The organism is Candidatus Methanoperedens sp. (assembly GCA_012026795.1).
GTDB lineage: Archaea > Halobacteriota > Methanosarcinia > Methanosarcinales > Methanoperedenaceae > Methanoperedens.
The window spans coordinates 99,429-122,902 of the sequence record VEPM01000012.1 but is presented as its reverse complement, the minus strand read 5'-3'; the positions used below and the strand labels follow the sequence as shown (position 1 = coordinate 122,902).

Below are 23,474 nucleotides of genomic sequence, written 5' to 3'. Positions count from 1 at the left end.
TGGTTCTGGGATAACTGCGTTTTTCAGGCTTAATGAAACATCATCCACCCAGAAAGTCCCATAACCATTCCAGATATTAACATACATATAAAGATATGCTGCATTGGAACTTGTCCTAAAATCCATACTATTCTTTGTCCAATCATTCGTACCCTTGTTGAAATAAAGATTTGTCTGTTTTATCCAATCCTTGTTTGCATCAAGTTCAACTACCCTGATTGCAGGGGGATTAGTGCCGCCTGCAGCATTGGTTTTACCCTGAGCAGAGATGGTGTAATCTGTAAGAGGTTTAGCAATTATTAAATCAGACTGTGGAGATCCTGATATAGAATCAGTTGTTCCTGGCAGGCTAATTTTAATCGATCTTTCTCCGGTCACTGATAGGCTGTCCGATACAGGGGTGTTTCCATTGCTTGTCACAAATTCCCAATTGTCGGGTGTATCGATTCCTTTTTCAAAGCTTGGGTTAGCAATAAGATTGGAAACTATTGGTGTTGATGTTGGTGTGGAAGTTGGTTCTGGGATAACTGCGTTTTTCAGGCTTAATGAAACATCATCCACCCAGAAAGTCCCATAACCATTCCAGATATTAACATACATATAAAGATATGCTGCATTGGAACTTGTCCTAAAATCCATACTATTCTTTGTCCAATCATTCGTACCCTTGTTGAAATAAAGATTTGTCTGTTTTATCCAATCCTTGTTTGCATCAAGTTCAACTACCCTGATTGCAGGGGGATTAGTGCCGCCTGCAGCATTGGTTTTACCCTGAGCAGAGATGGTGTAATCTGTAAGAGGTTTAGCAATTATTAAATCAGACTGTGGAGATCCTGATATAGAATCAGTTGTTCCTGGCAGGCTAATTTTAATCGATCTTTCTCCGGTCACTGATAGGCTGTCCGATACAGGGGTGTTTCCATTGCTTGTCACAAATTCCCAATTGTCGGGTGTATTGATTCCTTTTTCAAAGCTTGGGTTAGCAACTAGGTTCACATCAAAAGTAGCTGCCGACGATATTGATATGGAAAGCAAGATTAGATTAATAATAATAAATCCTGCATTTATATATCTTATCGCTTTTAATTCTATTTTTTTCTTGTTCATATTTGATCCCATCCTTTTATTGTTCATACTTGATTTTTCATCATCATTAGGATAATTAAATATTTTTATTATTTGAATGATATTTGTTCTTATATTTAAAAATTATGATCTTCACAATGATTACCATAATTAAAATTCGTGTCGCTCTAAATTGTTTTTGTATGTATAATCCTGACTTATTCGATAATAAAATTGAGATTTCTTTGATATGTCACATTTTTTATTAATTTCAAGATTAATTGTTTCGTCGATATACGCTTATATATTATGTTTTTATTCAATATTTTCATTGAAATCACCAATTCATCCCATATTTTTATAGAATAAAAGTAAATCGATAGTTTTATACGGTTTTTAAAGTTTTTAAAGATTTATTTGATCTTTTTTCTATTTTTAACTCTTCAATATACTTTTTTTGTGTTTTTAATGTAACAATAATTATTATTTGTCTATTTTATATATTTATGACTATTGTTGACTTTATGCAAAAACGTATTGGACATACTTATTTCTTGTAGTAATACTTAAATGCTAGTCTGGTTACACTGCAATAAAGGGTTGGAACAAAAAATAATCTTTATAATATGATACATTCATTAACTATTTTCCTTATTCTGCACGAGGTTTTTCATCTTATAGATTACAACAATAGCAGCAAGAGAATTCGCTGCAAGAAATGCAAAGGCTGTACCCTCTATACCTGAACTTCTTGAAAGAGGAAAAGCAAAGGCAAGTGTAAAAACAGCAATTCCAGCATTTATCTTTATCACGCTATAAACTCTTTTTTGAACGTTTCTGACGGCTGTAAACAACGTATTAATAGAAACGGGAAGACTTGCAATTGTAAGTATTAATAAAGTAGCGGATGCATTCTCGGCATAGAGCGGATTAAAAATATTTAGTACAAATTTACCGAAAAACACGAAAAATATAACTCCGGGAAAAAGAATAGCGGCATTTAATTTTATTGATTTTTTCACCTTATGCCATAACTCCCCGCCATCTGAGGATTCTGCAAGAAGCGAGTTTGATATCGATTGTGGGATCCCATAGAGAAGACCTCCTATCATCATAGCGATATAGAAAAAACCTGTAGATTCTGCAGAAACAAGATTAACGATCATTACAGGCAGGACAAGACGTGGAAGAGTATACAAAATTTCTGCAAGATAGTTCCCTACCGAATATCCTGCCATGCCTTTAATTATTGGATCAAGCATGGGGGCAGGCAAATATCCTTTCCACACCGAAGATAACAAAAAAAATCCAGTCACTACTGCAATCATTACTCCTATACCCCATGCCATAAATATACCCATAGCTCCGAAAATTGAAAGCATCTGGAGGGGAAGAATCTTAATAAAACCAAAAATTATCTCTTTTGTCATGTGAAATGAAGATCTTCTTCCTGCTATGAAAGCACTGGTTATATGCGCTGATATAGTCGTAACAGTCGTAACTGTAGCAAAAAGTATGAAGAATTTCAAATCTTCAAAAATATATCTCAATACCGGCGCCCAGATATTGATTCCCAAAATAAAAATAAATGAAAAAACAAGCGAGGCAACCATACTTGATGTTATACATGAGTTTATAATTCTATTGGCGTTTATTCGGTCTCTTGGCAGATAGTATATAAAAGCTGTGTGAAAACCTAAAGTACTTATCATTGAAATCAGGGACATACTTGATAATATTGCCGAAGTTGTTCCAACTTCATCTGGTGAATAGTATCTGGCAACTATAATCCAGAAAAAGAAACCTAGGATAAGATTTAAAAGATTAGTCATCATGAGGTAAAAAAAATTTTTAACGAGTGAATCGTTATAAATTTTCTTGAGAAAACGCATAATTTAGCCTATTTCAAAATGTGTAAATGATTATATTTTATTTTTTAGTTTTTCATTTTCATTTCTTTGTTTAATTTTATACTTAAATAATTTATAATTTTCTATCAGATTGTGTTTTTTAATTTCATCATATAGAAAAATCCAATTCAGAATTTTAAATTGGAAGTTAGAAATGTAACTTTTTGGCATCATCACAATCCGATTGTTATTCCTTAGTAGAGACTGCCATCTAAGTTTATATGCTTCATCTCCTCTTAAAAAATCAAATTCTTTTAAACCCCTGGCAATTAAATCTTCTAGTATGTAGAGTATATGTATGTTACCAATGGAATAGGATGAATAATTTGGGTCAGATCCTGTTTGGTAATAATAATATCTATCTTCATATTCAAAACCTAAAACAACGGATGCATGTTGTCCATTTACATCCAGAAAGGAGAGATTTAACCATCCATTGTTTGCCAATTCTTTTGATACCTCAGTCAAAAATTTCATTTGAGTTTTAGTAAAATAAGGTAAATTTTGGTGATTCACTTTTTTTTGATTCAAACTCCAAAAGTCTTTTAAATTTTTATCTAAAGAATTTGGTGTTATAATTTTTTTAAATTTTATTTTACCATAATTTTTTTGAATATCTTTCTCTCCTCTTCGCAGATTTTTCCTGAATTTTTTACTCAATTTATTTAAGTGATCATCCAATGACGATTGAACAGGTAAATATGAAGAAACACCTGTTTTTTTCTCTCCTACAAATAATGAATTGCAGAATGATTGGTTATGCAATATCTTAAAGAACTTTGAATCATCAGGCAGCTGGTCGAAGCGAATAATAAGTTTATTATAGTTAAGATAATTTTTTATCAGGTCAAACATCTTGTTGATCTGACTTTCATCAATATCAGAATAAAAAATACCTCCGTAATCCGATAGATTTATTCCAATATTTTCGACAACATTATAGCTAAAAAGAAAAGTATGATAAGTTGAACAAAGCAATGGCATAATTCCAATTATATCATCCTGATCTTCAATTATCAATATTTGCAGCTTCTTGTTAGTGCCAAAGTGTTCCCACCACTTGAAAAACCATTCCCAGGTTAAAAATATGTTTTTATCACAACTCTTTCCAAGAAGATCATTCCATGTTTCTCTTATAGATTTGAATTCATCAACACAATTTATTTCTCTTATTTTCATTGTATCCCCATTATTTCCCCTTTAAAGAGCTTTTCTAAACTTATCCCACATAAGCAGCCCATAAATGGAAAAAACATAAATTTTCCAATAGGCAATATAATATTGATATATTAGATTGAAATAGATTATGGTTGTTTATACTTACCTTCGCAACTTACAAGTATTGCTGTAAATAAAGACACGTGGAGGGTTTAAGTAATTGTCTCAAATTGACAAGGAAATGTCAGAACAAAACATAACCTTTATAGCAATCACTATGGTTATTTAATGAAGATAAAATAACGACTGAATAAATTAGGGGATTGATTTAATAAAATGAAAAGAGAGATCTATTTTCCTGCACTGGGGATATTGTCCGGCGAACTAATGATGTTTTTTGGCCAGGTGAATATAGGCCTGCCAATACATATAATAAACCTTCAGTTAATAAGTCTGGCCTTAATTTTCAGCAATTTCCAACCAGATACCAAAAAAGTTCTTCAAAGTATGATACTATTGGTCCTGATGCGGATAATAAGTCTCGTAATGCCCCAATTCTTTACAAATACCCTGTTCTGGTATGTCCTGGTAAATGCTATCATGTTCATACCAATTTATATTATAATAAAAAATCAGGATATTTCGTTAAATGAAATCGGGATGCATTTCAAACATTTCCATATTTACCTTCCCATCGCTCTTATCATCGGCATAGACCTTGCAATGCTTGAGTACCGCATTCTTGACCCTTTTACCCTGATCGAAAATATCCAGCTTTCTAACCTTGTACTAATCGCTATTGTGATGTTTGTTTTCATAGGCGCAGTAGAAGAGCTTATATTCAGATCAATACTCCAGACCAGGCTTGAAAAAGTAATTGGCTTAAAAAAGGGACTTTTCTTAACCGCTATTTTGTTCGGAATAATGCATTCTGTTTATGGGCAAATCAACGAAATATTATTAGCAACCCTGCTTGGAATTATTATAGGTTATGCATTCCAGAAGACAAGGAGCTTTCCTTTTATCCTTGCCATCAACGGCACTACAAATATGGTTCTTTTTGGTATATTACCTATATTATTAAAGTGATTTCATAAACAACTATGCCTGCAAAAGTAATTAGCATAGGAATTGTGATCGCATCAAGGGTGCTTGAGGCACATCTTTTCCAATATCTGGAATCTAAAATCAATAATGTGATAAAAACCGAAACAATAATGGAAATAACTGCAAGGGCCTCCAGATTAGCATCTAAGGGAAAGGATGTTTGCATATTTGATACTGCAATTATAATACCCATATATACCTGAATTACTTTTCAATATTAAGTTCTTTCTGTTTTTTTAAAATAATCCTGCAAAACCTTTATCATAACTGGAACTAAGAGGGAAAACCATGAAGCTTTTCGTCCCATCCCCAGGACATATCGACAGCCTCAAGGAATTATTGACCCGGAAAGAGAAAATATACTCTATTTTCATGGCAGGCTCACCTGATTATATAGGTACCGGAAGGAGCAATCTTGCCTCCCCCCAGCTTGAGGACATAAAGGAACAAACTGAATTCGCCCATAAGAACGGGGTTAAGATGGAACTTGTGCTAAATTCAAGCTGCATGGGAGGACGCCAGCTTACGCCCGAAGGATACAGGACAAACCACTGGTATGTTGAAAAACTTGTGGATATCGGGATTGATTCCATTGTTGTTGCGGATCCTTATCTTGTTGAGACAATTTCAAGGGATTTTGATGTGGATGTTGTAGTATCAGTGCTTGCTTTTGTGGATTCCCCGCAAAAGGCTGAGTTCTTCGAAGACCTTGGCGCAAAATCAATAGTAATTGATTCAAATGTAAACAGGCATTTTGATGTGCTTCATGCAATCAGGGATTCTGTGGATTGCGAATTAAAGCTCCTTGTCAATGAAGGATGCCTTTACCGCTGCCCATTCAGGTATGCGCATTTTAACTTCTTTTCTCATGCCTTCGGGCCTGAACCAAGACCCAATGTGCTTGATGATTATTATTACTTAAAATGCCTTGAATTACGGATTGAAAATCCCGAACTGATCATAAAATCCCCATGGATAAGACCTGAGGATATCAAGCTCTACAGGGATATCACCGATGTTTATAAAATCGGGGGCAGGACGCATTTTGTGGACTGGATCCTGAATTGTGTGAACGCATATTATAGCGAAAGTTATGACGGGAATCTTATGGACATTCTGGATTGTCCCAAGGACCTAAAAGACCTGTATAACATTCCCAATAAAAGCCTGGATGGTATCCTGGAGAGACAATGGACTAACTGCAAAAAAGTATGCAACAAATGCGGTTATTGCAGGACACTTACAAAGAAAGTCACACAGGTTTATTCAAATGGGGGAACAGAACACCAGATGTGTCTGCCATGGGAAACAGTAGCGGTGAAAACATGATTTTAGAAGATATTTTGAAAAACAGGGCCGGCTTTGAAGAAAAGATTAGAAAACTGATAGGCAGGCCGGTACTTTTAATAGAGCTTGATATGTTCGCCCTGCCCTGCGGATGTTCAGGTATTACAGCAAATATGAGAGGGCTTGAATTTGATGACCTGGAAGTTTTTGAGCCCCAAATCCTGCCAATTATCAAAGAAATGGCCGAAAACCTTGGGGTCAAGCCAACAGTGGCATTTGCGCGTCTTGTGCCCGGAAGCTCCATCGTTGCATCGCTTAACTGGCGCACTCTATGTTCCCGATGTTATCCGGAATTTGCAAGAGGCACAGGAAAGATGCCAAGACCGGACCTGTATATGCTGCTGTTTGAGAGGCGAAAGTAATTTTAAATTCTTTTTGTAAACCCATCAATATTACCTATAAATTCCGAAATTGAATTGGCAATCGATATTTTTTTCGTATTATCGAGTGGATTAGTACCAATCGTACCATTCAAATCTATGAACTCTTTTTTACAGCTATCGTATATGTTTTTAATGATTTTTATATGATTATTATCGTTTGAATAAATCCTTTCTAATGTCATTATAATTGATGAACCGATTTCAAGGAAAGACTGAAATGACATATTAAACTCTTGTTTATTACCAACCATAATATTCTCTCTTATTTCTTGCAATTTTTCCAATTGTTCACTGAATGGAGAAATAGATATTGGTATCGCTTTTGGCAAGAAATATTTGTTTAAAATATTAGATATCCAAGTGCCAATACATGTACCTTCTGTAGTATGCTGAAATATAACCAACAGAGTGATTAAAACTCCTATTCCCAAAAGAATTTTATGAAGCCATGATAAGGAGCTGGGTAATGAATCTGTCAATAAAAATATAAAAATGTATTCAGCTGAGATTGTAAAAGAGAATATACCGAAAATTTGAGTGCTCAAGACTAAAAAATTCTTATTACCCCTTTCAGACCATTGAACATATAAAATTACTACTGCAAAAAGAAAGGGGATGACATAGTATGGATTGAAGAAAAAAAGCTGATCGAAATAATCAGAAAAGTTCACCATGAGCTATTGAACCTCTCAACGGCTTCTCTATCCAGTTCATCTGTGTTAGAGCCAGCTTTCGATCCGATAAGACCACCAATCACTGCTCCAATTGGCCCTGCAACCAGTGCTCCAAGTGCTCCTAAAACTATAGCGCCACTAACTGCACCACCTACATTAGTCTCAGCAAAAACTTCATTCCGGGTATAAAATGCATCCCTTCTATAAACGGAACATCCTATTTGTTGGCATCGTAAAACAAATTGGAATGGCAGTTCTCTTCTAATTTGGGCTGGACTATTAATATATATTTTATTTCTGCAATATTGACATTGCACATACAGCCTCATTTTTTCTCCAATGCATCCTTTGTCAATAGGTTTGTTATTGTATCAAACATGGTCTTAATATTTTCCGTGCTTTTCCCCCAATCAAAGATTTGTGAATTTGGATTTGAAGTTACTTTTACATTAGTATATTTTGATTCAGAAGAAATTATGATCTCTATAGTTTCCCCCCACGATGCAAGAGTAATAGGTGTAGATGCATTTATCTTGGCTTTAGATTCTTTTGTTATTTTCCACCCAAGTTCTTTAAAGGCTTTCTTGATAGCATCATATACTATTGATTGTGGGAATTGAAATAATTGATTTGCTGAAGCCATGATTATAAAGTAATATTTTTTATCATTATATGACTTTTAAATATGTACAGGTCAAATAAATACTTATTTGGATGAAGTTATTGTTTTATCCCTTTTCCTGTATGCATATAAATATAAACTATATCAACAAATCTACCTTAGCAATATTAATGACAATGAGTATTCACTTGCGAAAAGTGAATGAAAAACAATACAGGCTTTTGAAAAGTGCCGTTGCAAAAAAAAGATGTCATCTTGAGCAGTGCATTACCATTGCCGATAGAAAATTATTGGGGGCTGAGGACTGTCTGGAAAATGCACGGGCTCTTGCATCTCCTTATGAGACTGCATTGGTGACAAGAATTTCAAAAAAACTAATGCATGCAAAAATATTTGGTAGTTCAATGTGAATAGCAGCAGATAGAAGTATTTGGTAGTTCAATGTGAATAGCAGCAGATAGAAGTCTAACAAATGATCAAAAGCTATATGAAACTTATATAAGAGATAATTATGGACATAACTCCCCTTTTAACAACATTTGGCCTTATTGCCCTTGCCGAGCTTGGCGATAAAACACAGCTCACAGTGATAGCATTATCTGCAAGATATGATAGAAAGAAGGTCTTCGCAGGCGTCGTACTTGCTTTTATTCTTGTAACCGGGCTGGGTGTTCTTGTCGGGGAAGGACTATTGCGATTGATCCCGGAAAATATTATCAAAATAATAGCCGGCCTCATGTTCATTGTATTCGGGATAATGATGCTAAGATCTAAAGAAGATAATGAAGAAAACAATAATTCTCCGGTGCTCAACCCGTTTATTTCAACTTTCAGCATGATAGCTCTTGCTGAGATGGGGGATAAAACACAACTTTCGGCGATCACACTTTCAGCAAAATACAATTCACCATATCTTGTCTTTACAGGCGCAGTTCTTGCGCTTGCGGCAATAAGCCTTCTGGGGATACTTGCTGGCCAAAAACTATGTGAAATTGTGCCGCTATCAAAAATAAAGCTGGGCGCAGGCGCGTTGTTTATCCTGTTCGGGATACTGTTTATAGCAGGATTTTAGACAAAAAAGATAATCCGGAAGATCGATGTTAACAATTGTTATCATAATTGCCCTTAAAAAAATAATAATTCAAAAACCTTATAAGCTTGCTTTTCCTACTAACTATGTGTACTATTAGGCGGTGAATTTTTTGCTAAGTGTCAATGAAAAAGCAATGGAAATTGCAGAAGAAATGATGGATTGGTCAGAGGAGTTAAAAATCAAAGCCCTGGAACTGAAAAACGGCGGCAAAGTAATAGATTGCGGAATAAACGTACCCGGGGGGTATGAAGCCGGTCTTTTGTTCACTGAAATCTGTATGGGGGGATTCGGGGGTTGTTCGGTATCCGTACATAAAATAAGCGATATACCGCTTGCTTTCATAGATGTTACAACCGATCATCCTGCGATGTCATGCCTCGGAGCACAAAAAGCAGGGTGGAGGATAAGTGTGGATAAATATTTCGCCATGGGTTCAGGCCCTGCAAGAGCTCTTGCGTTAAAACCCAAGAAAACCTATGAGCGGATAAAATATGAAGATGATTATGAGTATGCTGTTATCGCTCTTGAATCAAACCAGCTTCCTGATGAAAAAGTAATTGACACAATAGCGGAGGCATGCCATGTTGAGTCTGAAAATGTGATCGCATTAGTTGCGCCAACAGCAAGCATTGTTGGTTCAGTACAGGTTTCAGGACGGGTTGTTGAGACAGCTATATTCAAGCTTAATGAGCTGGGATATGATACCAAAAAGATAATAACAGGCACAGGATGCGCACCTATCGCGCCAGTGGTCAAAGACGACCTGAAGGCAATGGGAAGCACCAATGACAGTGTGATATATTATGGTTCTGTGTTCCTGACGGTCAAGGGATTTGAGGAGGATAAATTCAAAATGGTGCCGTCCAGTACCTCAAAAGATTACGGCAAACCATTCTACAAGACTTTCAAGGATGCTGGATATGATTTCTTCAAGATTGATGCAAATGTGTTCGCTCCGGCTGAAATTTCAGTAAATGACCTGGAGACGGGTAAGACATACCATGCCGGCCACCTGAATAGTGAAGTTATCCTGGAGTCTTACGGTATAAGCGGAATATAAACTATAACATATCAGATAACAGATTTTTCTCAGGTACGTCCCTTAATTTTTCTTCTGGTTCATTTAACTCAAAAAAGGCAATGAATTTTGTGCAAATTTTTTTCCGGGTATACAACAATTGACCCCCTTTTTTAAGGAATAAATTATATACTTCTTCAAACTGTGCTTTTTCCTCATCATTAAGCTCGATGGAGGATAATTTCCCGGATAAATGATTGATAGCGATCATCAAATTTACCTCTCTCACCCTTTTTAGCTTTGCTTTTTCCTCTTCGCTTTCGATATAGACACTTCTTTTTAATTCTGGCGACCAGCCAACGAGCTTTCGTTTAAACTCAATGAAAGTAACAGGAACAAATTCCCCTTCCCGGGGTTTGGAAAATTGCTTTATTAAATGATATTCGTCCATTTATCTGAATCTCGATTTCAAATGATTTAATAACTCCGGGACACTCATGCAAAGAACCACAGACTGCTCTATCATGAGATTCACAGTTCCCTCGATGCCCAGCGTCCTGAAATCAGTCCTGAGGCCAAGAACGGGTTTAGCTTTTGCAAAAGCAAAACCTATTTCCCATGCTGTTCCCGAATCAACATCAGCTCCATCTATAACTGCAACGATTATATCCGAATTCTCAATCCCCTTCAGGTTCTTATTGAAAATTATTTTCTGCCGGTCCAACATACCTTTTACATTGTTGGAATCCTCTTGCGGCAGGAACACATTAAAGCCGGCGCTTATTAACTCATCCCTGAGCTTGCGGTTAAAATCACACTCAGCTTCAGAAAAAAGTGGGGCTGCAAGATAAACAGTTTTCATAATATATATACCACTTGTTAGTTAAATAAGATTTCTAAAGCAACGTGAAAGTATTGACATCCTTTTCCCGGTATCCAATCCATCTTTCAGAATGTCAAACCACCTATTTACCATGCAGATCCAGTTTTGGTGGATTCATGAGTTTTAACCATTTATATAATAATAAGATAAGGCATATAAGTATCCCCAGGACTATTATCTCATCGAGCACCTCAGCACTCTTTTCATCCATTACTCCCTCTAGTAATTCTTCCAGTTCCACAATGGCACGGATTATGAAAAGGATCAATGACATAAGGATCAATTTCCAGCTTCCCTTGAGAAAAGACTCATTAAGAAAAGCACGTGCCCTGAGGGTGGCAGGATCGATCCTCCTCTGGGCTATATAGATCCTGGCTGCAAGATAAACACCTATAAGAGCGAATAATATTGTAAGGATCAATACAGGGATCTTTAACGTAAGCATAAGCTTTCATTTTTAACATATGTTGGATTGTATATATAGGGAGGTGTGAAATTAGTGTGAAATTAGTGTGACGTTATGCGCTGGCTATTGACTAAAAATATTAAAGTTTTTGGATCTCATAATCTCTAACCAGTTCGATATTTTTGACTATGACCTTGCAATCACAACCTTACAATCCCTGCACTCTGGCACGTTGTCAGGTGCCTGAACATTTCCCCCGGCATTGGCAGACCCTGATATATGAAGGCATAGTCGATTTGCAGGCAAAGCATGATTGCATTACGTTCCGGTGTTCCTTTCTTACATACTTCTATTGCCAGGTTCGCCTCTGGCATTATTTCAATTTCCCCCGTTTGTTTATTGATCATATATTCCCCCACTAGCCATTACAATAGGAATCAGGGGCTTCGTATTCTATCCTGAAATGGATTTTATACCAGTCACGCACTTCAGTTTTACTAACCGAATGTGAAGACCGATATCGTATCGAGTTGTAATACGAACAGTTTATCCACGTTCTGCATGGGCATTTTTTCATAATGCATTTAGTCATAACCTAACCCCCATTGTTCTTTAATAAAAGATATTTAAGATATCAATATATATAATCATCGGTCGGAAACATTTAAATTCCAAAAATTCATCATAATTAATGATTGCTGAAGGTTTTTAACTTTTTAACTTATATCCTTATATCCACCTCAGTCCATATTCTGGAATCTGATAAAAAAGGTGAAAATATTTTGAAAAATACTGATGTAATCATAGTCAGGTACGATGAACTTGCCCTGAAGAGCAAGAATGTCCGGACAAGATTTGAGCAGATACTGGTCAGGAATTTAAAATCAATGCTCAAATCAGAAGGCTGCAATTTTTCCAATATAACGCGTGAAATGGGGCGGATCTTCATACATTCCGATGACCCGAATGCCATAAAAAGCGCTTCAAAAGTCTTTGGTGTTGTTTCAGTCAGCCCTGCTTATACGTGCGAGGCTACACTTTCATCCGCTGCAGGATCATGCGCAGAAATCGCTAATGATGTTCTAAAAGAAGGCCAATCATTTGCAATCAGGGCCCGGAGGGCAGGAAATCATGATTTTACATCCAGGCATATAGGTATTGCCTGTGGTGACGCCGTATTTGACGAAATGAACGGTAACGTTACTGTTGACCTTGAGAATCCTGATGTTGAAATTTTTATAGAATTAAGACAGGAAAAAGGTTATGTGTTCACGGGATCGGTTAAAGGCGTGGGAGGCCTGCCGCTTGGAACCCAGGGAAAGATGGTGGCTCTTGTTTCAGGAGGTATTGATTCACCTGTTGCCGCATGGCTGATGATGAAACGGGGTTGCGATATAATACCCCTGTATTTGAATAACGATCCGTTTTCCGATGAGAGTACACGCGAGAGAGCAATGAGCTGCATTGATGTGCTGCAGAAATGGTCGCCGCATAAGAAACTTACAATTTACGAAGCGCCGCATGGTGAAAATCTCCTGGCATTCCTGAGTAATTGCAATAACAGGCTCAATTGCGTATTATGCAGGCGCATGATGTACAGGATCGCTGGCGAGGTACTGAAAATGGAAGATGCGCATGGGATAATTACGGGTTCATCGCTTGGCCAGGTGGCTTCCCAGACATCGGAAAATATGCTCGCAGAGATGTATGGCATGGAATACCCGATCTATCATCCCCTTATCGGGCTTGATAAGCTTGAGATAACCAATATGGCAAGAAATATCGGCACATTAGAGCCCTCAACAAAACCTGCGACATGCTGCATGGCAGTCCCGGAATATCCATCAACAGCATCTAAACCAAAAGAAGTCATAGAAGCTGAGAAACTTATAGATGTTCCCTCGCTGGTTGATAATATGCTGAAAAATATTAAAAAATTCACCCGATGACTCTTAATTCATCCGGTGATTCTTCTTTTTATGATCAACAATGAGACCGCTAATAGCAAGTATAATGCCTGGAATCCCGGTGCTTCCTTTGGTAATTTACCGCGTGATTCCTTTATAGTCTGCACCATATCTTCAGGCCCGAGATATCCGACATGCCGTGAGATCTCACTGCCCTTCGGATCAAGAAATACGATTGTAGGATAATATGCTATATTATATTTATTTTCGATATCGATCCTTATCTGCGTATTTACTTTTATAGCAACAAAATCCTTCAGTTCCGAAACAACACGCGGGTCAGGATACGTGCTCTTTTCCATTTCTATGCACGGGCTGCACCAATCTGCATAAAAATCAAGAATTACGGGTTTTTCCATTGAACTTGCAGCATCCATACCTTTCTCATAAGTGTACCATTGTGTTGTTTCGGCATTTACAGGAATGATTATTAATACTATTAAAAATAGTAATAACATTACTGATCTGCTCATCAGGATAGAATTAACTGTATTGGTATAAAATTATTTGTAAAAACATCAACAGGTTATTATACGATATCGTGATCATTATTATAATGAGAAAACTTTTTAAGCAATGAATGCAAATTCTATAATGGTAACAATGAACAAATATCTTTCCATTATACTAATAATCCTAATAGCCACAGCGTTATCCGGTTGTACAGGTGAGGGTGCTACGAAAGGAACACCTGTCGAGATACAAAAATTCGATAGGGCCAATCCAGACCTCAATGCGAATATAGTTGATATAAAGTTTGATAGAGATGACGTGAGGGCAGGAGAAGCTGTAATAGCCCAATTATTTATTGCTAATACAGGCTCTGAAAAAATCACAAATGAGACCATAGAAATAAAAGCCAGGCTTAAGACTCTTGATGATTCTCTTGCGAATCTTTATTTAAAAACAATGAGCGAGGAAAAGAAAACAAGGTTTATTGACCCGATAGAATTTGGAACAGAGATTGAACCCGGAACAGTAAAATCGATCAGTGCAAAATTCCATACAATCAAAGAGATGGAAGGAAGAAGCCTTGCAGGTACTTATGATATAACTATAACTCTAATAGTTAATGGGCAAAAGATCGAAGCAAGGGTAATTCCGATAACACTTTATCCCGGGGATGTAAGGGAATTTACCCCGGTTCCGACACCCAGCCCATCACCAACACCAACTCCGACAAATACTCCTGCTCCAGAGATCATCGAGACACAAACGCCGACTCCTGCCCCCACACCTGAGCCTGTTGTTGTAGCAACACCTACTGGAAAGAACTTTACAACATTTGTTAAAGATGACAAATACTTCCCCGATAATCTGAATATAGAACCGGGAGATATGGTTCTGTGGATTAATAAGATGGATTCCGACTATACAATTGTTGAAATGGATAAGAAAATCCCGGATATGGTTCTCAGGGCAAGAAATAGTTATATTTTTAACACTACAGGAGAATACAGGCTTGGATTATATTTCAAACCGATGCGTGGGGAGCCAAGAATCCAGACAATCAATGTAAGAGTTAATGCAACTAAATAACTTGCATTAATTCATAATCTTTTTAAAGTTATAAGACGATACCATACCGGTGAAATTATGGTATTAAAAAAAGTTTGTCTTTTTATTTGTCTCGTATTATTAATCACCAGTTATGCAACAGCAGCAACTCTTCAGGTCGGACAGGGTAAGACCTATACAACTATTCAATCAGCTATCGATGCTGCAAAAACAGGCGATACGATTCTTGTAGACGAGGGCATATACAATGAAAATCCTCTTATCAAAACAAATGGAATTTCAATAACAGGAAAAAACAGGGAAAAAACTATTATTGAAGGCAGAAAAACCAGTAGCGGGATCAGGATAGATGAAGTAAACAACATAGTAATAACCGGATTTACAATAAAGAACAGCGGTGGTGGGGGACAGGAAGATGCCGGGGTTGCGATTTATAAAGGGAGTGGAAATACTGTTTCAAACCTGATCATCACTGGTAATTCAGTGGGTATTTCCATATATCAGGGAAGCAGTAACAACATCATTTCAGGGAATACTATCGAATCAAACTCAGGATATGGTATTAATTTATATGCTTCAAATGATAATAAGATTTTCAATAATAATATAAAGGGCAATAAAATCGGAGTTTATGCATATTCTTCAAAAACAAATATCATATACCAGAATAATCTCATAGATAATAAAGACCAGGCTTATGATAATAGCGGCCTGAATTCATGGGATCTGGACAAAATGGGAAATTACTGGAATGATTTTCAAGGCAGCGGGGAGTATGTTATTAAATTAGGCGCTAAAAATGCGAAAGATAATTTTCCCCAGCCAAAAGCCTTTTCAGTAAAGTCTGAGCCTATCCCTCCACAGCCACCACTGAAAATGGAGGAAGCGGAAAAATCCATAACAGGGTTTACAATTATAGTAGCAATTATTTCATTAATTATAACAGGGATATTCCGGAGAAAAACCGGATAATTTTAATCCATGCCATCAAATATCGACTCCAGGTATTCTCTTTCACCTATCAATTCATTAATTTTTCCTTCTCTCGTTAATTGTCCTGGGTAGACCTTATCATCGATTTCAATAGTAAGATCGCCTTTATATCCTGAATCTCGCAAGCGCTGTAATATAATATCCATTTTCTTCTGGTGATGTGATGGAAAATGGGGCTTTCCATTGTGGGGTGCCCCGATATGAACATTTATGATCTTACCGCCAAGCTCGTTTATGAAAGATATGGGCGTCCGGGGCGAATTTAAATATGCATGGACTACATCGAATGTGAAAAACAGGCCTGGGAATTGATCCAGCACTTCTTTCATTTCCTCAGGACCGGAACACATCGATTGAACACCAGGCATGCTATTTTCAAGTGAAAGATTTACACCGCTACTTTTCGCCTTTTTAAAGGAAATTTCAAGATACTTCATGAATTTCTCCCAGTCCTCGTTTGTGGGTTTGCGGCGTGCTGTTCTTTTGCCGGGGTGTATAGTAACAACCCGGGCCTTAAGAATACTGGCAAGCTCAATAGACCACAACGTTTCCTTGAGTGTCGCCTCATAGACAAGATCATTATAAGAAGAAGGATTTAGATCCATGACAGGCGCGTGTAAAGTACAGCCCTGTGGCATGGTGGAAATTGCCTGTATCAACCGCGCAACAGTGGTTTCGTTATTCCGGTCCATCCAGAAAAGAGGTGTTTCTGCCCAGAATTCAACGCTATTAATGCCTGCTTTTTGCAGGATATCCATGATATCATATACAGGATATTCCCAGAGAAAGAGAGATGAGCAGGATAAACGCATCTGTCACCTGTGATTTTCCTATTCCCGGGTGAAATATAGCAATATGCTTAGAGCCACAAACTCAAGGATATCCGGGATCACGACATATATGGGGTTATAGCCCAGCAGGTTTATTATTATGGGATATACATGTGCCGGAGGCGGGCTGTTTATTATCAGAAGCAGCATGATCGCCCGTGAAAAACTCTGTAATAATAATGCGACCGTAAATATCATAAGGCCCAGAGTAAAGTTAGACTTGATCTTATTATATATCTGAATATATGAAACCAGGAGCACCAAAAGCAATACGATATTTCCTGCCGAAACATAATAAGCGATTTCAGTAATCTGAATAAAATTTCCTCCTGTTATTTTCAGTGGCTTTGTTTATCAATTTTTTCCCAAATCTGATTAAATTCATTTATATTAGCCTCCATTGTTTTGGAGATGAAATACATAGCGCCATATTTGTCACCTTCCATAGTTATTACACCGTTCTTGGTAAGCACATCAAGATGATGCCTTATGGTCTTATAATCCATATTCATAGCTTCAGCTAGCTGATTTGCATTATAAGGCCTATCAATGAGCAGTTTCAACATTAATGCACGGGTTTGTCCTCCACGTGTTCCTGCGATCAGATACCAGAGCAACTTCTTCAGAAAATTCTATCTCCTGTCAACACAAATAGATGAATAATATAATAATTATACCTTGTGGTTATAACAGTTCAAACAGAACCACCATAATGTCGTACTTTGAACTGCGCACAATACTCATCTGCGATTTTCTTGCATTTTTCAATATTCACTACTGGCAGATCAACCACTGTGAATCTCAATTCAATCCTGGAACTTGAAATGTCTTTTGCAAACTCAAGCATCTTCTCGTATGCCTTTATGTACCTGGGATCGCATAATTGGTTATAAGTATTAGCATCCTGGGCATTCAGGCTGAGCGATATGACTTTCATACCTGATTCAGCTAATTCTCCTGCAACATTCCTGTCAGGATATAAGAGTTTTGCATGTCCGCTTGTATCAAGCCTCACCGAAATTCCACGGGTAGTAAGCCATTTTGTGATCTCAAGCACATCATCCAGGCGCACAAGAGGTTCACCAAAGCCCGTGAAAACTACTTCATCATATTTTGTGAGGTCATGCTCGGAAAGCTGCTTTATTATTTCGGAAAGCGGGGGTTCCTTCGAGAGACGGAGATTATAACCGTATATCCCATCGGAGTAGCGCTTCAGGCAAAAAATACAATCAGCAGTACATCTATTTGTTATATTCAGGTACAGGTTGCCGTGTGCCTCGTAAATGACGGTATCTTTATTGTTTTTGTTTTTGTTCATCTTGCCTTGTTTATATTTGTGGCTCCTATCTCATATTACTTTCCTCATCTCGTGATTACTTCACACCCTTCTTCGTTGACTATAACAGTATGTTCAGACTGGGCGACAATTTCACCGTTCTTCTCTATTATTTCATAATATTCTCTTGCTCCCTTCAGTTCATTAAGATCAGTTACAGGGATCCATCTTGGAGCAAAAGGAAGCGAACCGAACCTGTTCCTGAGATCTGTAAGCATATTTCCTTTACACCCGTTGTTTATTGCAAAAATAAAGGGGCTGCCGGTTCTTATATTCCCGCTTCCGTATGTTGCGAAGGGCTCGATAGCAAAAACCATATCTTTCCTGATAGTATGGCTAAAAAAGCTTTTATAATTTGGAACTATGACGCCCGCATGCAGTTGATATTGTTCAAGATTATGACCGGTCAGATCTTTTATGGGATTAAAACCACGTTCTTTGATCGTATCTTCAATTATCTTCCCTATCTGATTCGTTTCAACCCCATCCTTTGTGGATGCAATAGCTTTTTCAAGCGCTTCTTCGCATGTACGGATCAACAGGGTGTGGTTATTTGTCCCGACTTCAATAGTAGCAGCAGTATCTGCAATATAGCCTTCAATGTGAGCCCCCAGGTCTAATTTTACGACGTCTCCTTTTCGAAAGCATAGCTGGTAATCCTGCGGAGTATAATGGGAGGCAATTTCATTTATTGAAATATTGCAGGGAAATGCAGGTTTTGCGCCCAGTTCTTCTATCCTTTTTTCAACATATTCCGCGATCTCAAGGAGAGGGATACCTTCCTTTATCCTGGAGAGAGCATCAGTCCGGACTTTTGCCGCAATTCTTCCGGCTTCAACATAGTAATCGTGGATATAATGGTTCATCTGTCTGTAGTAACTAATGCAACTCCTGTCAATATAAGTGCGCCTCCGATAATTTCAAGGGTTGATATCTGCTCATGAAGAAGGAGGACAGACAAAATAACAGCACTTACAGGTTCAATTAATCCGAGTATACTGGCGCTATGTGTCTTTACTTTTTTTAATCCGTTAAAATATAGTGAGACAGCCAGGATAGTAGGAAATATTGACAGGAGAATTAAATAAACCAGGTTATCAAGAACTATATCAAAAGGAGCGATACCAACAGGAAGAAGAATCACGGCCGCTATTAGAAAACTCCAGAAAGCCTGGGTGTAGCCTGAATAAGTTGAACCTGCATATTTCGAGATCATTATCTGGAAAGCATACATGATACCTGATGCAATCCCTGCAAGTATTCCTGCAGGATAATGTGTAAAATCAAGCTTTTGGGGATCAACTATCAATAGAATACCAATTATTGACATAACAAGGGCGATGAACCCCTTTTTTGTGGATCTTTCTTTTAAAAGCCATGGGGATAATATGGTAATATAAACAGGAGCTGTATATAATAATAAGACTGCGATTGAGACTGATCCTTCTAATACGGATATGAAAAATGCCAGCATTGTCCCGGCCTGCATTATGCCAAATAACAGTAAATAGATTTTTTTGTCTTTTAGCTTAATTATCCTGAGGTTTCCGGAAATGAGAATAAATATGAAAAATATAGCAAAAGCCAGTAAAACCCTGTAAAAAATAATACTCCGGGCTGACATCCCATGTATATATTTTGCAAATATCCCGGCCAGGCTCCACAATACCGCTGCAATGATTATTTCCCCGTATCCGGAGAAGCTTTTTTTATCCATTGGGTTCTGAATGGCTCATAAGACAAAAAAGATTGTGGAACGAAGTCTGTATATAAAATCATACAAAGATTTATTAATAATTAAGATTGTATCTTACGAAAATAAATAAAAAGAAGGGAATCTTAGTGGATGAAGAAGAATTTTACAGCAGGCTTAAAGATGAAATGGTTGACTGGCAAAGGGATGGCATTATAGACAGTGCCCGGGCTGAAGCCATAATGAAAAGACATGATGTTGAAAAAAAGACATACAAACCTGGCAATGTAATTACCGCTCTTTCAACGCTTGCCGTGATACTTATTGGGGTTGGCGTAATCCTGTTCTTTGCTTCGAACTGGGAATATATACCTGATCTCATCAAAATCGTATTGCTCTTTACGGCAACATTCTCATCATATTATGCCGGATATGTAATGAGATTTGAAAAACAAAATTACCCCAGGGCCGGTCATGCACTGATTTTCCTGGGTTCGATACTGGTAGGCGCCAGCATATTCCTTATCGGGCAGATATTTAATATTAATGTTGACGCATACTGGCTTGTCCTGCTCTGGTTCATTGCCATATCCCCGATGGGTTATGTTTTTGATTCAAGACCCTCTATCGGCTTAAATATCATCACCTTTACATACTGGCTGGTATTTTCGGTCAGTCCTGAATACAGGGGTATGTCATCACCGCTTCTGCTATTTTTACTGTTCGGCATTGCACTGTATAGTATCGGCCAGCTACATGAACTCACGGATAAATGGGCAAGATTCAGGATGACATATAAAGGATTTGGAATATTTTTTATTCTTATTTCATACTTTTATTTCAGCATCTGGCCGTCCGAATTCCGGTACATATACAACTATCCGCAGCAGGCGGGATTTTCAGTCACTGCACAATTTCTTTATGTTGCCTTTGCGATAATTGCAGTTATTTCTATTCTTGCAAATCTGATGGCAAAGGAAAAACTAAGGAGTATACAATATGAATTCTATTTGCTGCTTGCGGCTTTTATAGGCTGGATAGTCCTGTTCGTCATTAACACATATCCCCAGCAATTTTTTACAATGCGTGTTGAACAATATGGCACTTATTTTGAAATCAGTCCCAGTTCGGAAAAAATGTTATTTGCTGTATTGAGTGCATTCCAGATCGGACTTTCGATAGTGACTATCTCTATAGGATATTATAAGAATGAAGTGGACTTTGTTAATATGGGGATCATTTTTTTTGCCCTCGGCGTGATGCAGGTTTACATTAACCACCTTCAGGGGATGCTTCCTAAGGGCCTTGGACTCATCATTGGCGGGATTTTCCTGTTTTTCTTTGCAACATATCTTGAGAAAAAGAGAAGAAATCTTCTTAATGCCATGAAAGGGGTAGAATAATGGATAGGAAAATATTCGTAAAAGCAATGCTTGTTCCCGCAGTGATCCTTTTAGGATTTATCGGGTATAATTATTACACCTTAAGCCTGGGGCATGAAATATTGCTGAAAACTGTCCCCGTCGATCCAAATGACCTGTTCAGGGGCGATTTTGTGAACCTGCGGTATGAGATCTCGGCTATCGACCTTACCCAGATCGGGTATGACAGTCCTTTTATGGATGGAGAGAATGTTTTTGCGATCCTGGCAAAAGGTGAGAAGTTCTGGTTTGTAACAAGAGTTGGACATTTCAGCCAGCCACCGCAAAGAAATGAAGTATGTATCAAAGGAAAGGTAACAAATTCTTACCAGAATAAGATCAATGTGCAATGGGGCATAGAGAGCTACTTTGTCCCTGAAGGAAAGGGAAGGGATATTGAACGGGAAATCCGTGATGTTTCTGTCAAGGTATCAGTGGACAGGACATGCAGGGCGCTTATAAAGGAATTGTATATAAATGATAAGCCTGTGAGTTTTGGGAATTAAGCGAATTTTAGGCAAATATAAGTTCCAATTCACCCAAACGTATTAATAATCACATCTATATCTATATTGTAATGACCTCGGAAAATCTGATACGTGCAGCAATGGAATCTGATGAAATCTTTATCAGGGAACTCCACAGGATAATTAAGGATGAACTTCATTTGACAGCAGCGGATTTCAGCGAAAAATCAGGTATTCCTGCAAGTACAATATATAAATTATTATCAGGCCAGCGCGAACCTAACATTAAGACCTTAAGGCAGATAGTCTCAGTGCTTCGAAAAATTGAAGGAACTGAAAAAATAGAGTTTATCGCCGTTATCGCCGCTCGGCCAGTCCTTGATTATATCACTGAGAAAAAATTAAAAGTAGCCGGAAGGCTCCTTACGATCAGGGAATATTCCGCAACCTCAATGGAAGAAGCCATTATCGCCGCAGTAAAAGCTGAAAGGGACGGCGCAAAGGCGCTTGTATGCGCTCCTATCGTAAGCACCACGGTTGAAAAGATATTGCGAATTCCAGTTACCTCTATCATGCCAAAAGACAGCCTGATCGAAGCGATAGAACTTGCGGCGAAAAAGATGGGATAGAATTGTTAGAAAGAATTATCAAGCCTTGATTTTTTAAATAAGGTTGAAATGTTGTAATTTCTGATGCATTATTTCCCCTTCGAACTTGCATTACCATCCGCATCTGTCATTGCATCATCCGGAGATGCAGTACCAATAGCTGTATCACTGCTTGTCCAGGTTATGTTGATTTCTTCCATGGGATTACCATTTTGATCATCTGGCTTTTGTGGAGGAGTGGTAGTTCATGCTTACAGAGGATATATATCTTAATAATCTGGCTTTTGTGGAGGAGTGGTAGTTCATGCTTACAGAGGATATATATCTTAATAATCCAATATCTTCGATTTGAATTTTGATGATAAAAAGTACGACACAAACAATAGAAGCAGTATATGAAGATAATGTGTTGAAACCAGTTAAACCTTTAAAGGGAATCATGGAACATCAGAATGTGGTAGTAACGGTACGTCCTCACCCTACCAAAAAAGGACTTCGTGATGTGGCTGGGACATTGACTCATAATGAGGCAAAAGAACAGCAAAAGCTCATAGAAGAGGAGTTTGAAAAAATTGAAGGTGAATGGTAAGCTGGCTGTTGATACTAATGCAGTAATTGCTTATAGGGAAACCATTCCTGAGGTTTGTACCTTGATAGATTCGACTGTTTCTATCTTTCTTCCTGCTATCGTATTGGGTGAACTGCTATATGGTGCAAACAATAGCGCAAAACCTGAAAAAAATGAGCGTGACATAATCCTGTTTGCCAATAATTCTATTCTCATGTTAATTGATGAAGCTGCCGCAATAAGCTATGCTAAAGTACGTTATGATCTAAAAAAGAAAGGAAATCCTATTCCTGAAAATGATATATGGATAGCAGCATATGGCATGCGTCCCCAGTGATGAGGAGGTCTGAAGCCCTTAAGACAATGTGGAAAAACCTGAAAGTCTCAATCAGATAATCTGTTAAGTA

31 protein-coding genes and 1 pseudogene (1 of these 32 only partly in view) are annotated in these 23,474 nt (G+C 37.6%); 15 read left to right on the top strand and 17 right to left on the bottom strand.

The window, feature by feature from the left end:
• The 3 genes and pseudogenes from FIB07_07205 to FIB07_07195 form a co-directional block, all read right to left on the bottom strand.
• Positions 1–1,134, bottom strand: a pseudogene (locus tag FIB07_07205) (hypothetical protein); it reaches 33 nt to the left of the window's first position.
• Between the two features lie 569 nt (positions 1,135–1,703).
• Positions 1,704–2,957 (bottom strand): hypothetical protein, encoded by a 1,254-nt coding sequence (locus FIB07_07200; GenBank protein ID NJD52641.1) that lies wholly within the window; start codon positions 2,955–2,957, stop codon positions 1,704–1,706.
• Positions 2,958–2,987: 30 nt separating this feature from the next.
• Entirely contained in the window at positions 2,988–4,154 is a 1,167-nt protein-coding gene (locus FIB07_07195; GenBank protein NJD52640.1) for a GNAT family N-acetyltransferase, read from the bottom strand.
• A 315-nt stretch (positions 4,155–4,469) separates the two neighbouring features.
• On the opposite strand from FIB07_07195, the gene FIB07_07190 reads away from it, so the two are divergent.
• From FIB07_07190 to FIB07_07175, 4 genes are all read left to right on the top strand, one after another.
• Complete coding sequence (locus tag FIB07_07190; protein ID NJD52639.1) at positions 4,470–5,222, top strand: CPBP family intramembrane metalloprotease; 753 nt, start codon at positions 4,470–4,472, stop codon at positions 5,220–5,222.
• Between the two features lie 14 nt (positions 5,223–5,236).
• Positions 5,237–5,443 carry a hypothetical protein gene (locus FIB07_07185; protein ID NJD52638.1) on the top strand — a complete coding sequence of 69 codons (207 nt, stop codon included), beginning with the start codon at positions 5,237–5,239 and terminating at the stop codon, positions 5,441–5,443.
• 85 nt (positions 5,444–5,528) lie between these two features.
• Positions 5,529–6,569: a U32 family peptidase gene (locus FIB07_07180; protein NJD52637.1), complete on the top strand. Its 1,041-nt coding sequence runs from the start codon at positions 5,529–5,531 to the stop codon at positions 6,567–6,569.
• The gene (locus tag FIB07_07175) at positions 6,566–6,949 is read left to right on the top strand and encodes a hypothetical protein (protein NJD52636.1); all 384 of its coding nucleotides are present in this window, start codon (positions 6,566–6,568) and stop codon (positions 6,947–6,949) included. Before FIB07_07180 ends, FIB07_07175 begins: the two co-directional genes overlap by 4 nt.
• 2 nt (positions 6,950–6,951) lie before the next feature.
• Here FIB07_07175 and FIB07_07170 read toward each other — a convergent pair whose 3' ends face one another.
• Genes FIB07_07170 through FIB07_07160 form a run of 3 tightly spaced genes read right to left on the bottom strand, consistent with a single transcriptional unit; the run spans position 6,952 to position 8,287 of the window.
• Positions 6,952–7,644 carry a hypothetical protein gene (locus FIB07_07170; GenBank protein ID NJD52635.1) on the bottom strand — a complete coding sequence of 231 codons (693 nt, stop codon included), beginning with the start codon at positions 7,642–7,644 and terminating at the stop codon, positions 6,952–6,954.
• Positions 7,638–7,973 carry a hypothetical protein gene (locus tag FIB07_07165; protein ID NJD52634.1) on the bottom strand — a complete coding sequence of 112 codons (336 nt, stop codon included), beginning with the start codon at positions 7,971–7,973 and terminating at the stop codon, positions 7,638–7,640. The genes FIB07_07170 and FIB07_07165 overlap by 7 nt, the downstream gene beginning before the upstream one ends.
• Positions 7,970–8,287 carry a hypothetical protein gene (locus FIB07_07160; protein ID NJD52633.1) on the bottom strand — a complete coding sequence of 106 codons (318 nt, stop codon included), beginning with the start codon at positions 8,285–8,287 and terminating at the stop codon, positions 7,970–7,972. The genes FIB07_07165 and FIB07_07160 overlap by 4 nt, the downstream gene beginning before the upstream one ends.
• A gap of 176 nt (positions 8,288–8,463) precedes the next feature.
• Between FIB07_07160 and FIB07_07155 the strand changes: the two genes are divergently transcribed.
• The 3 genes from FIB07_07155 (at position 8,464) to mch (ending at position 10,419) form a co-directional block, all read left to right on the top strand.
• Positions 8,464–8,676 (top strand): hypothetical protein, encoded by a 213-nt coding sequence (locus FIB07_07155; protein NJD52632.1) that lies wholly within the window; start codon positions 8,464–8,466, stop codon positions 8,674–8,676.
• Positions 8,677–8,777: 101 nt separating this feature from the next.
• Positions 8,778–9,338 carry a TMEM165/GDT1 family protein gene (locus tag FIB07_07150; protein NJD52631.1) on the top strand — a complete coding sequence of 187 codons (561 nt, stop codon included), beginning with the start codon at positions 8,778–8,780 and terminating at the stop codon, positions 9,336–9,338.
• 130 nt (positions 9,339–9,468) lie between these two features.
• Positions 9,469–10,419 (top strand): methenyltetrahydromethanopterin cyclohydrolase, encoded by a 951-nt coding sequence (gene mch / locus FIB07_07145; GenBank protein NJD52630.1) that lies wholly within the window; start codon positions 9,469–9,471, stop codon positions 10,417–10,419.
• Between the two features lies 1 nt (position 10,420).
• On the opposite strand, the gene FIB07_07140 is transcribed toward mch, so the two are convergent.
• The 4 genes from FIB07_07140 to FIB07_07125 form a co-directional block, all read right to left on the bottom strand.
• Entirely contained in the window at positions 10,421–10,828 is a 408-nt protein-coding gene (locus tag FIB07_07140) for a hypothetical protein (GenBank protein ID NJD52629.1), read from the bottom strand.
• Positions 10,829–11,248, bottom strand: a complete 420-nt coding sequence (locus FIB07_07135; GenBank protein ID NJD52628.1) for a nucleoside 2-deoxyribosyltransferase — start codon at positions 11,246–11,248, stop codon at positions 10,829–10,831.
• Between the two features lie 94 nt (positions 11,249–11,342).
• The gene (locus FIB07_07130) at positions 11,343–11,705 is read right to left on the bottom strand and encodes a hypothetical protein (GenBank protein ID NJD52627.1); all 363 of its coding nucleotides are present in this window, start codon (positions 11,703–11,705) and stop codon (positions 11,343–11,345) included.
• Between the two features lie 161 nt (positions 11,706–11,866).
• The gene (locus FIB07_07125; GenBank protein ID NJD52626.1) at positions 11,867–12,073 is read right to left on the bottom strand and encodes a hypothetical protein; all 207 of its coding nucleotides are present in this window, start codon (positions 12,071–12,073) and stop codon (positions 11,867–11,869) included.
• A gap of 342 nt (positions 12,074–12,415) precedes the next feature.
• Between FIB07_07125 and thiI the strand changes: the two genes are divergently transcribed.
• Positions 12,416–13,615 (top strand): tRNA 4-thiouridine(8) synthase ThiI, encoded by a 1,200-nt coding sequence (gene thiI, locus FIB07_07120; protein ID NJD52625.1) that lies wholly within the window; start codon positions 12,416–12,418, stop codon positions 13,613–13,615.
• Positions 13,616–13,623: 8 nt separating this feature from the next.
• On the opposite strand, the gene FIB07_07115 is transcribed toward thiI, so the two are convergent.
• Positions 13,624–14,106, bottom strand: a complete 483-nt coding sequence (locus tag FIB07_07115; protein ID NJD52624.1) for a DUF255 domain-containing protein — start codon at positions 14,104–14,106, stop codon at positions 13,624–13,626.
• Positions 14,107–14,209: 103 nt separating this feature from the next.
• Between FIB07_07115 and FIB07_07110 the strand changes: the two genes are divergently transcribed.
• On the top strand, positions 14,210–15,172 hold the full coding sequence (locus FIB07_07110; GenBank protein ID NJD52623.1) for a hypothetical protein: 963 nt from the start codon (positions 14,210–14,212) through the stop codon (positions 15,170–15,172).
• 57 nt (positions 15,173–15,229) lie between these two features.
• On the top strand, positions 15,230–16,123 hold the full coding sequence (locus FIB07_07105; GenBank protein NJD52622.1) for a hypothetical protein: 894 nt from the start codon (positions 15,230–15,232) through the stop codon (positions 16,121–16,123).
• Between the two features lie 2 nt (positions 16,124–16,125).
• Here FIB07_07105 and FIB07_07100 read toward each other — a convergent pair whose 3' ends face one another.
• The 6 genes from FIB07_07100 to FIB07_07075 all read right to left on the bottom strand — a co-directional run bounded on the left by FIB07_07100 (position 16,126) and on the right by FIB07_07075 (position 20,027).
• Positions 16,126–16,956: a sugar phosphate isomerase/epimerase gene (locus FIB07_07100; protein NJD52621.1), complete on the bottom strand. Its 831-nt coding sequence runs from the start codon at positions 16,954–16,956 to the stop codon at positions 16,126–16,128.
• Positions 16,957–16,974: 18 nt separating this feature from the next.
• Complete coding sequence (locus FIB07_07095) at positions 16,975–17,172, bottom strand: hypothetical protein (protein ID NJD52620.1); 198 nt, start codon at positions 17,170–17,172, stop codon at positions 16,975–16,977.
• 140 nt (positions 17,173–17,312) lie between these two features.
• A complete protein-coding gene (locus FIB07_07090) occupies positions 17,313–17,600 on the bottom strand; it encodes a winged helix-turn-helix transcriptional regulator (protein NJD52619.1) in 288 nt (95 codons plus the stop codon).
• 68 nt (positions 17,601–17,668) lie between these two features.
• The gene (locus FIB07_07085) at positions 17,669–18,292 is read right to left on the bottom strand and encodes a radical SAM protein (protein ID NJD52618.1); all 624 of its coding nucleotides are present in this window, start codon (positions 18,290–18,292) and stop codon (positions 17,669–17,671) included.
• A gap of 44 nt (positions 18,293–18,336) precedes the next feature.
• Entirely contained in the window at positions 18,337–19,176 is an 840-nt protein-coding gene (locus tag FIB07_07080) for a type II methionyl aminopeptidase (protein NJD52617.1), read from the bottom strand.
• Positions 19,173–20,027: an EamA family transporter gene (locus FIB07_07075; protein NJD52616.1), complete on the bottom strand. Its 855-nt coding sequence runs from the start codon at positions 20,025–20,027 to the stop codon at positions 19,173–19,175. Before FIB07_07075 ends, FIB07_07080 begins: the two co-directional genes overlap by 4 nt.
• Before the next feature lie 125 nt (positions 20,028–20,152).
• Here FIB07_07075 and FIB07_07070 point away from each other — a divergent pair, with 125 nt between their 5' ends.
• From FIB07_07070 to FIB07_07050, 5 genes are all read left to right on the top strand, one after another.
• Complete coding sequence (locus FIB07_07070) at positions 20,153–21,406, top strand: DUF2157 domain-containing protein (protein NJD52615.1); 1,254 nt, start codon at positions 20,153–20,155, stop codon at positions 21,404–21,406.
• On the top strand, positions 21,406–21,930 hold the full coding sequence (locus tag FIB07_07065; protein ID NJD52614.1) for a GDYXXLXY domain-containing protein: 525 nt from the start codon (positions 21,406–21,408) through the stop codon (positions 21,928–21,930). The genes FIB07_07070 and FIB07_07065 overlap by 1 nt, the downstream gene beginning before the upstream one ends.
• Before the next feature lie 71 nt (positions 21,931–22,001).
• A complete protein-coding gene (locus FIB07_07060; GenBank protein NJD52613.1) occupies positions 22,002–22,520 on the top strand; it encodes a helix-turn-helix domain-containing protein in 519 nt (172 codons plus the stop codon).
• Positions 22,521–22,857: 337 nt separating this feature from the next.
• Positions 22,858–23,088, top strand: a complete 231-nt coding sequence (locus tag FIB07_07055) for a DUF104 domain-containing protein (GenBank protein ID NJD52612.1) — start codon at positions 22,858–22,860, stop codon at positions 23,086–23,088.
• Complete coding sequence (locus FIB07_07050) at positions 23,063–23,404, top strand: type II toxin-antitoxin system VapC family toxin (GenBank protein ID NJD52611.1); 342 nt, start codon at positions 23,063–23,065, stop codon at positions 23,402–23,404. Before FIB07_07055 ends, FIB07_07050 begins: the two co-directional genes overlap by 26 nt.
• Positions 23,405–23,474: the final 70 nt, after the last annotated feature.

What these genes read in the sequence shown, in the direction of transcription:
- FIB07_07200 (NJD52641.1), bottom strand. Translation starts at nt 2,957, where the DNA reads ATGCGTTTTCTCAAGAAAATTTATAACGATTCACTCGTTAAAAATTTT.
- FIB07_07195 (NJD52640.1), bottom strand. Translation starts at nt 4,154, where the DNA reads ATGAAAATAAGAGAAATAAATTGTGTTGATGAATTCAAATCTATAAGA.
- FIB07_07190 (NJD52639.1), top strand. Translation starts at nt 4,470, where the DNA reads ATGAAAAGAGAGATCTATTTTCCTGCACTGGGGATATTGTCCGGCGAA.
- FIB07_07185 (NJD52638.1), top strand. Translation starts at nt 5,237, where the DNA reads ATGCCTGCAAAAGTAATTAGCATAGGAATTGTGATCGCATCAAGGGTG.
- FIB07_07180 (NJD52637.1), top strand. Translation starts at nt 5,529, where the DNA reads ATGAAGCTTTTCGTCCCATCCCCAGGACATATCGACAGCCTCAAGGAA.
- FIB07_07175 (NJD52636.1), top strand. Translation starts at nt 6,566, where the DNA reads ATGATTTTAGAAGATATTTTGAAAAACAGGGCCGGCTTTGAAGAAAAG.
- FIB07_07170 (NJD52635.1), bottom strand. Translation starts at nt 7,644, where the DNA reads ATGGTGAACTTTTCTGATTATTTCGATCAGCTTTTTTTCTTCAATCCA.
- FIB07_07165 (NJD52634.1), bottom strand. Translation starts at nt 7,973, where the DNA reads ATGAGGCTGTATGTGCAATGTCAATATTGCAGAAATAAAATATATATT.
- FIB07_07160 (NJD52633.1), bottom strand. Translation starts at nt 8,287, where the DNA reads ATGGCTTCAGCAAATCAATTATTTCAATTCCCACAATCAATAGTATAT.
- FIB07_07150 (NJD52631.1), top strand. Translation starts at nt 8,778, where the DNA reads ATGGACATAACTCCCCTTTTAACAACATTTGGCCTTATTGCCCTTGCC.
- FIB07_07140 (NJD52629.1), bottom strand. Translation starts at nt 10,828, where the DNA reads ATGGACGAATATCATTTAATAAAGCAATTTTCCAAACCCCGGGAAGGG.
- FIB07_07130 (NJD52627.1), bottom strand. Translation starts at nt 11,705, where the DNA reads ATGCTTACGTTAAAGATCCCTGTATTGATCCTTACAATATTATTCGCT.
- FIB07_07125 (NJD52626.1), bottom strand. Translation starts at nt 12,073, where the DNA reads ATGATCAATAAACAAACGGGGGAAATTGAAATAATGCCAGAGGCGAAC.
- FIB07_07115 (NJD52624.1), bottom strand. Translation starts at nt 14,106, where the DNA reads ATGAGCAGATCAGTAATGTTATTACTATTTTTAATAGTATTAATAATC.
- FIB07_07110 (NJD52623.1), top strand. Translation starts at nt 14,210, where the DNA reads ATGAATGCAAATTCTATAATGGTAACAATGAACAAATATCTTTCCATT.
- FIB07_07105 (NJD52622.1), top strand. Translation starts at nt 15,230, where the DNA reads ATGGTATTAAAAAAAGTTTGTCTTTTTATTTGTCTCGTATTATTAATC.
- FIB07_07100 (NJD52621.1), bottom strand. Translation starts at nt 16,956, where the DNA reads ATGCGTTTATCCTGCTCATCTCTCTTTCTCTGGGAATATCCTGTATAT.
- FIB07_07095 (NJD52620.1), bottom strand. Translation starts at nt 17,172, where the DNA reads ATGATATTTACGGTCGCATTATTATTACAGAGTTTTTCACGGGCGATC.
- FIB07_07085 (NJD52618.1), bottom strand. Translation starts at nt 18,292, where the DNA reads ATGAACAAAAACAAAAACAATAAAGATACCGTCATTTACGAGGCACAC.
- FIB07_07080 (NJD52617.1), bottom strand. Translation starts at nt 19,176, where the DNA reads ATGAACCATTATATCCACGATTACTATGTTGAAGCCGGAAGAATTGCG.
- FIB07_07075 (NJD52616.1), bottom strand. Translation starts at nt 20,027, where the DNA reads ATGGATAAAAAAAGCTTCTCCGGATACGGGGAAATAATCATTGCAGCG.
- FIB07_07065 (NJD52614.1), top strand. Translation starts at nt 21,406, where the DNA reads ATGGATAGGAAAATATTCGTAAAAGCAATGCTTGTTCCCGCAGTGATC.
- FIB07_07060 (NJD52613.1), top strand. Translation starts at nt 22,002, where the DNA reads ATGACCTCGGAAAATCTGATACGTGCAGCAATGGAATCTGATGAAATC.
- FIB07_07055 (NJD52612.1), top strand. Translation starts at nt 22,858, where the DNA reads ATGATAAAAAGTACGACACAAACAATAGAAGCAGTATATGAAGATAAT.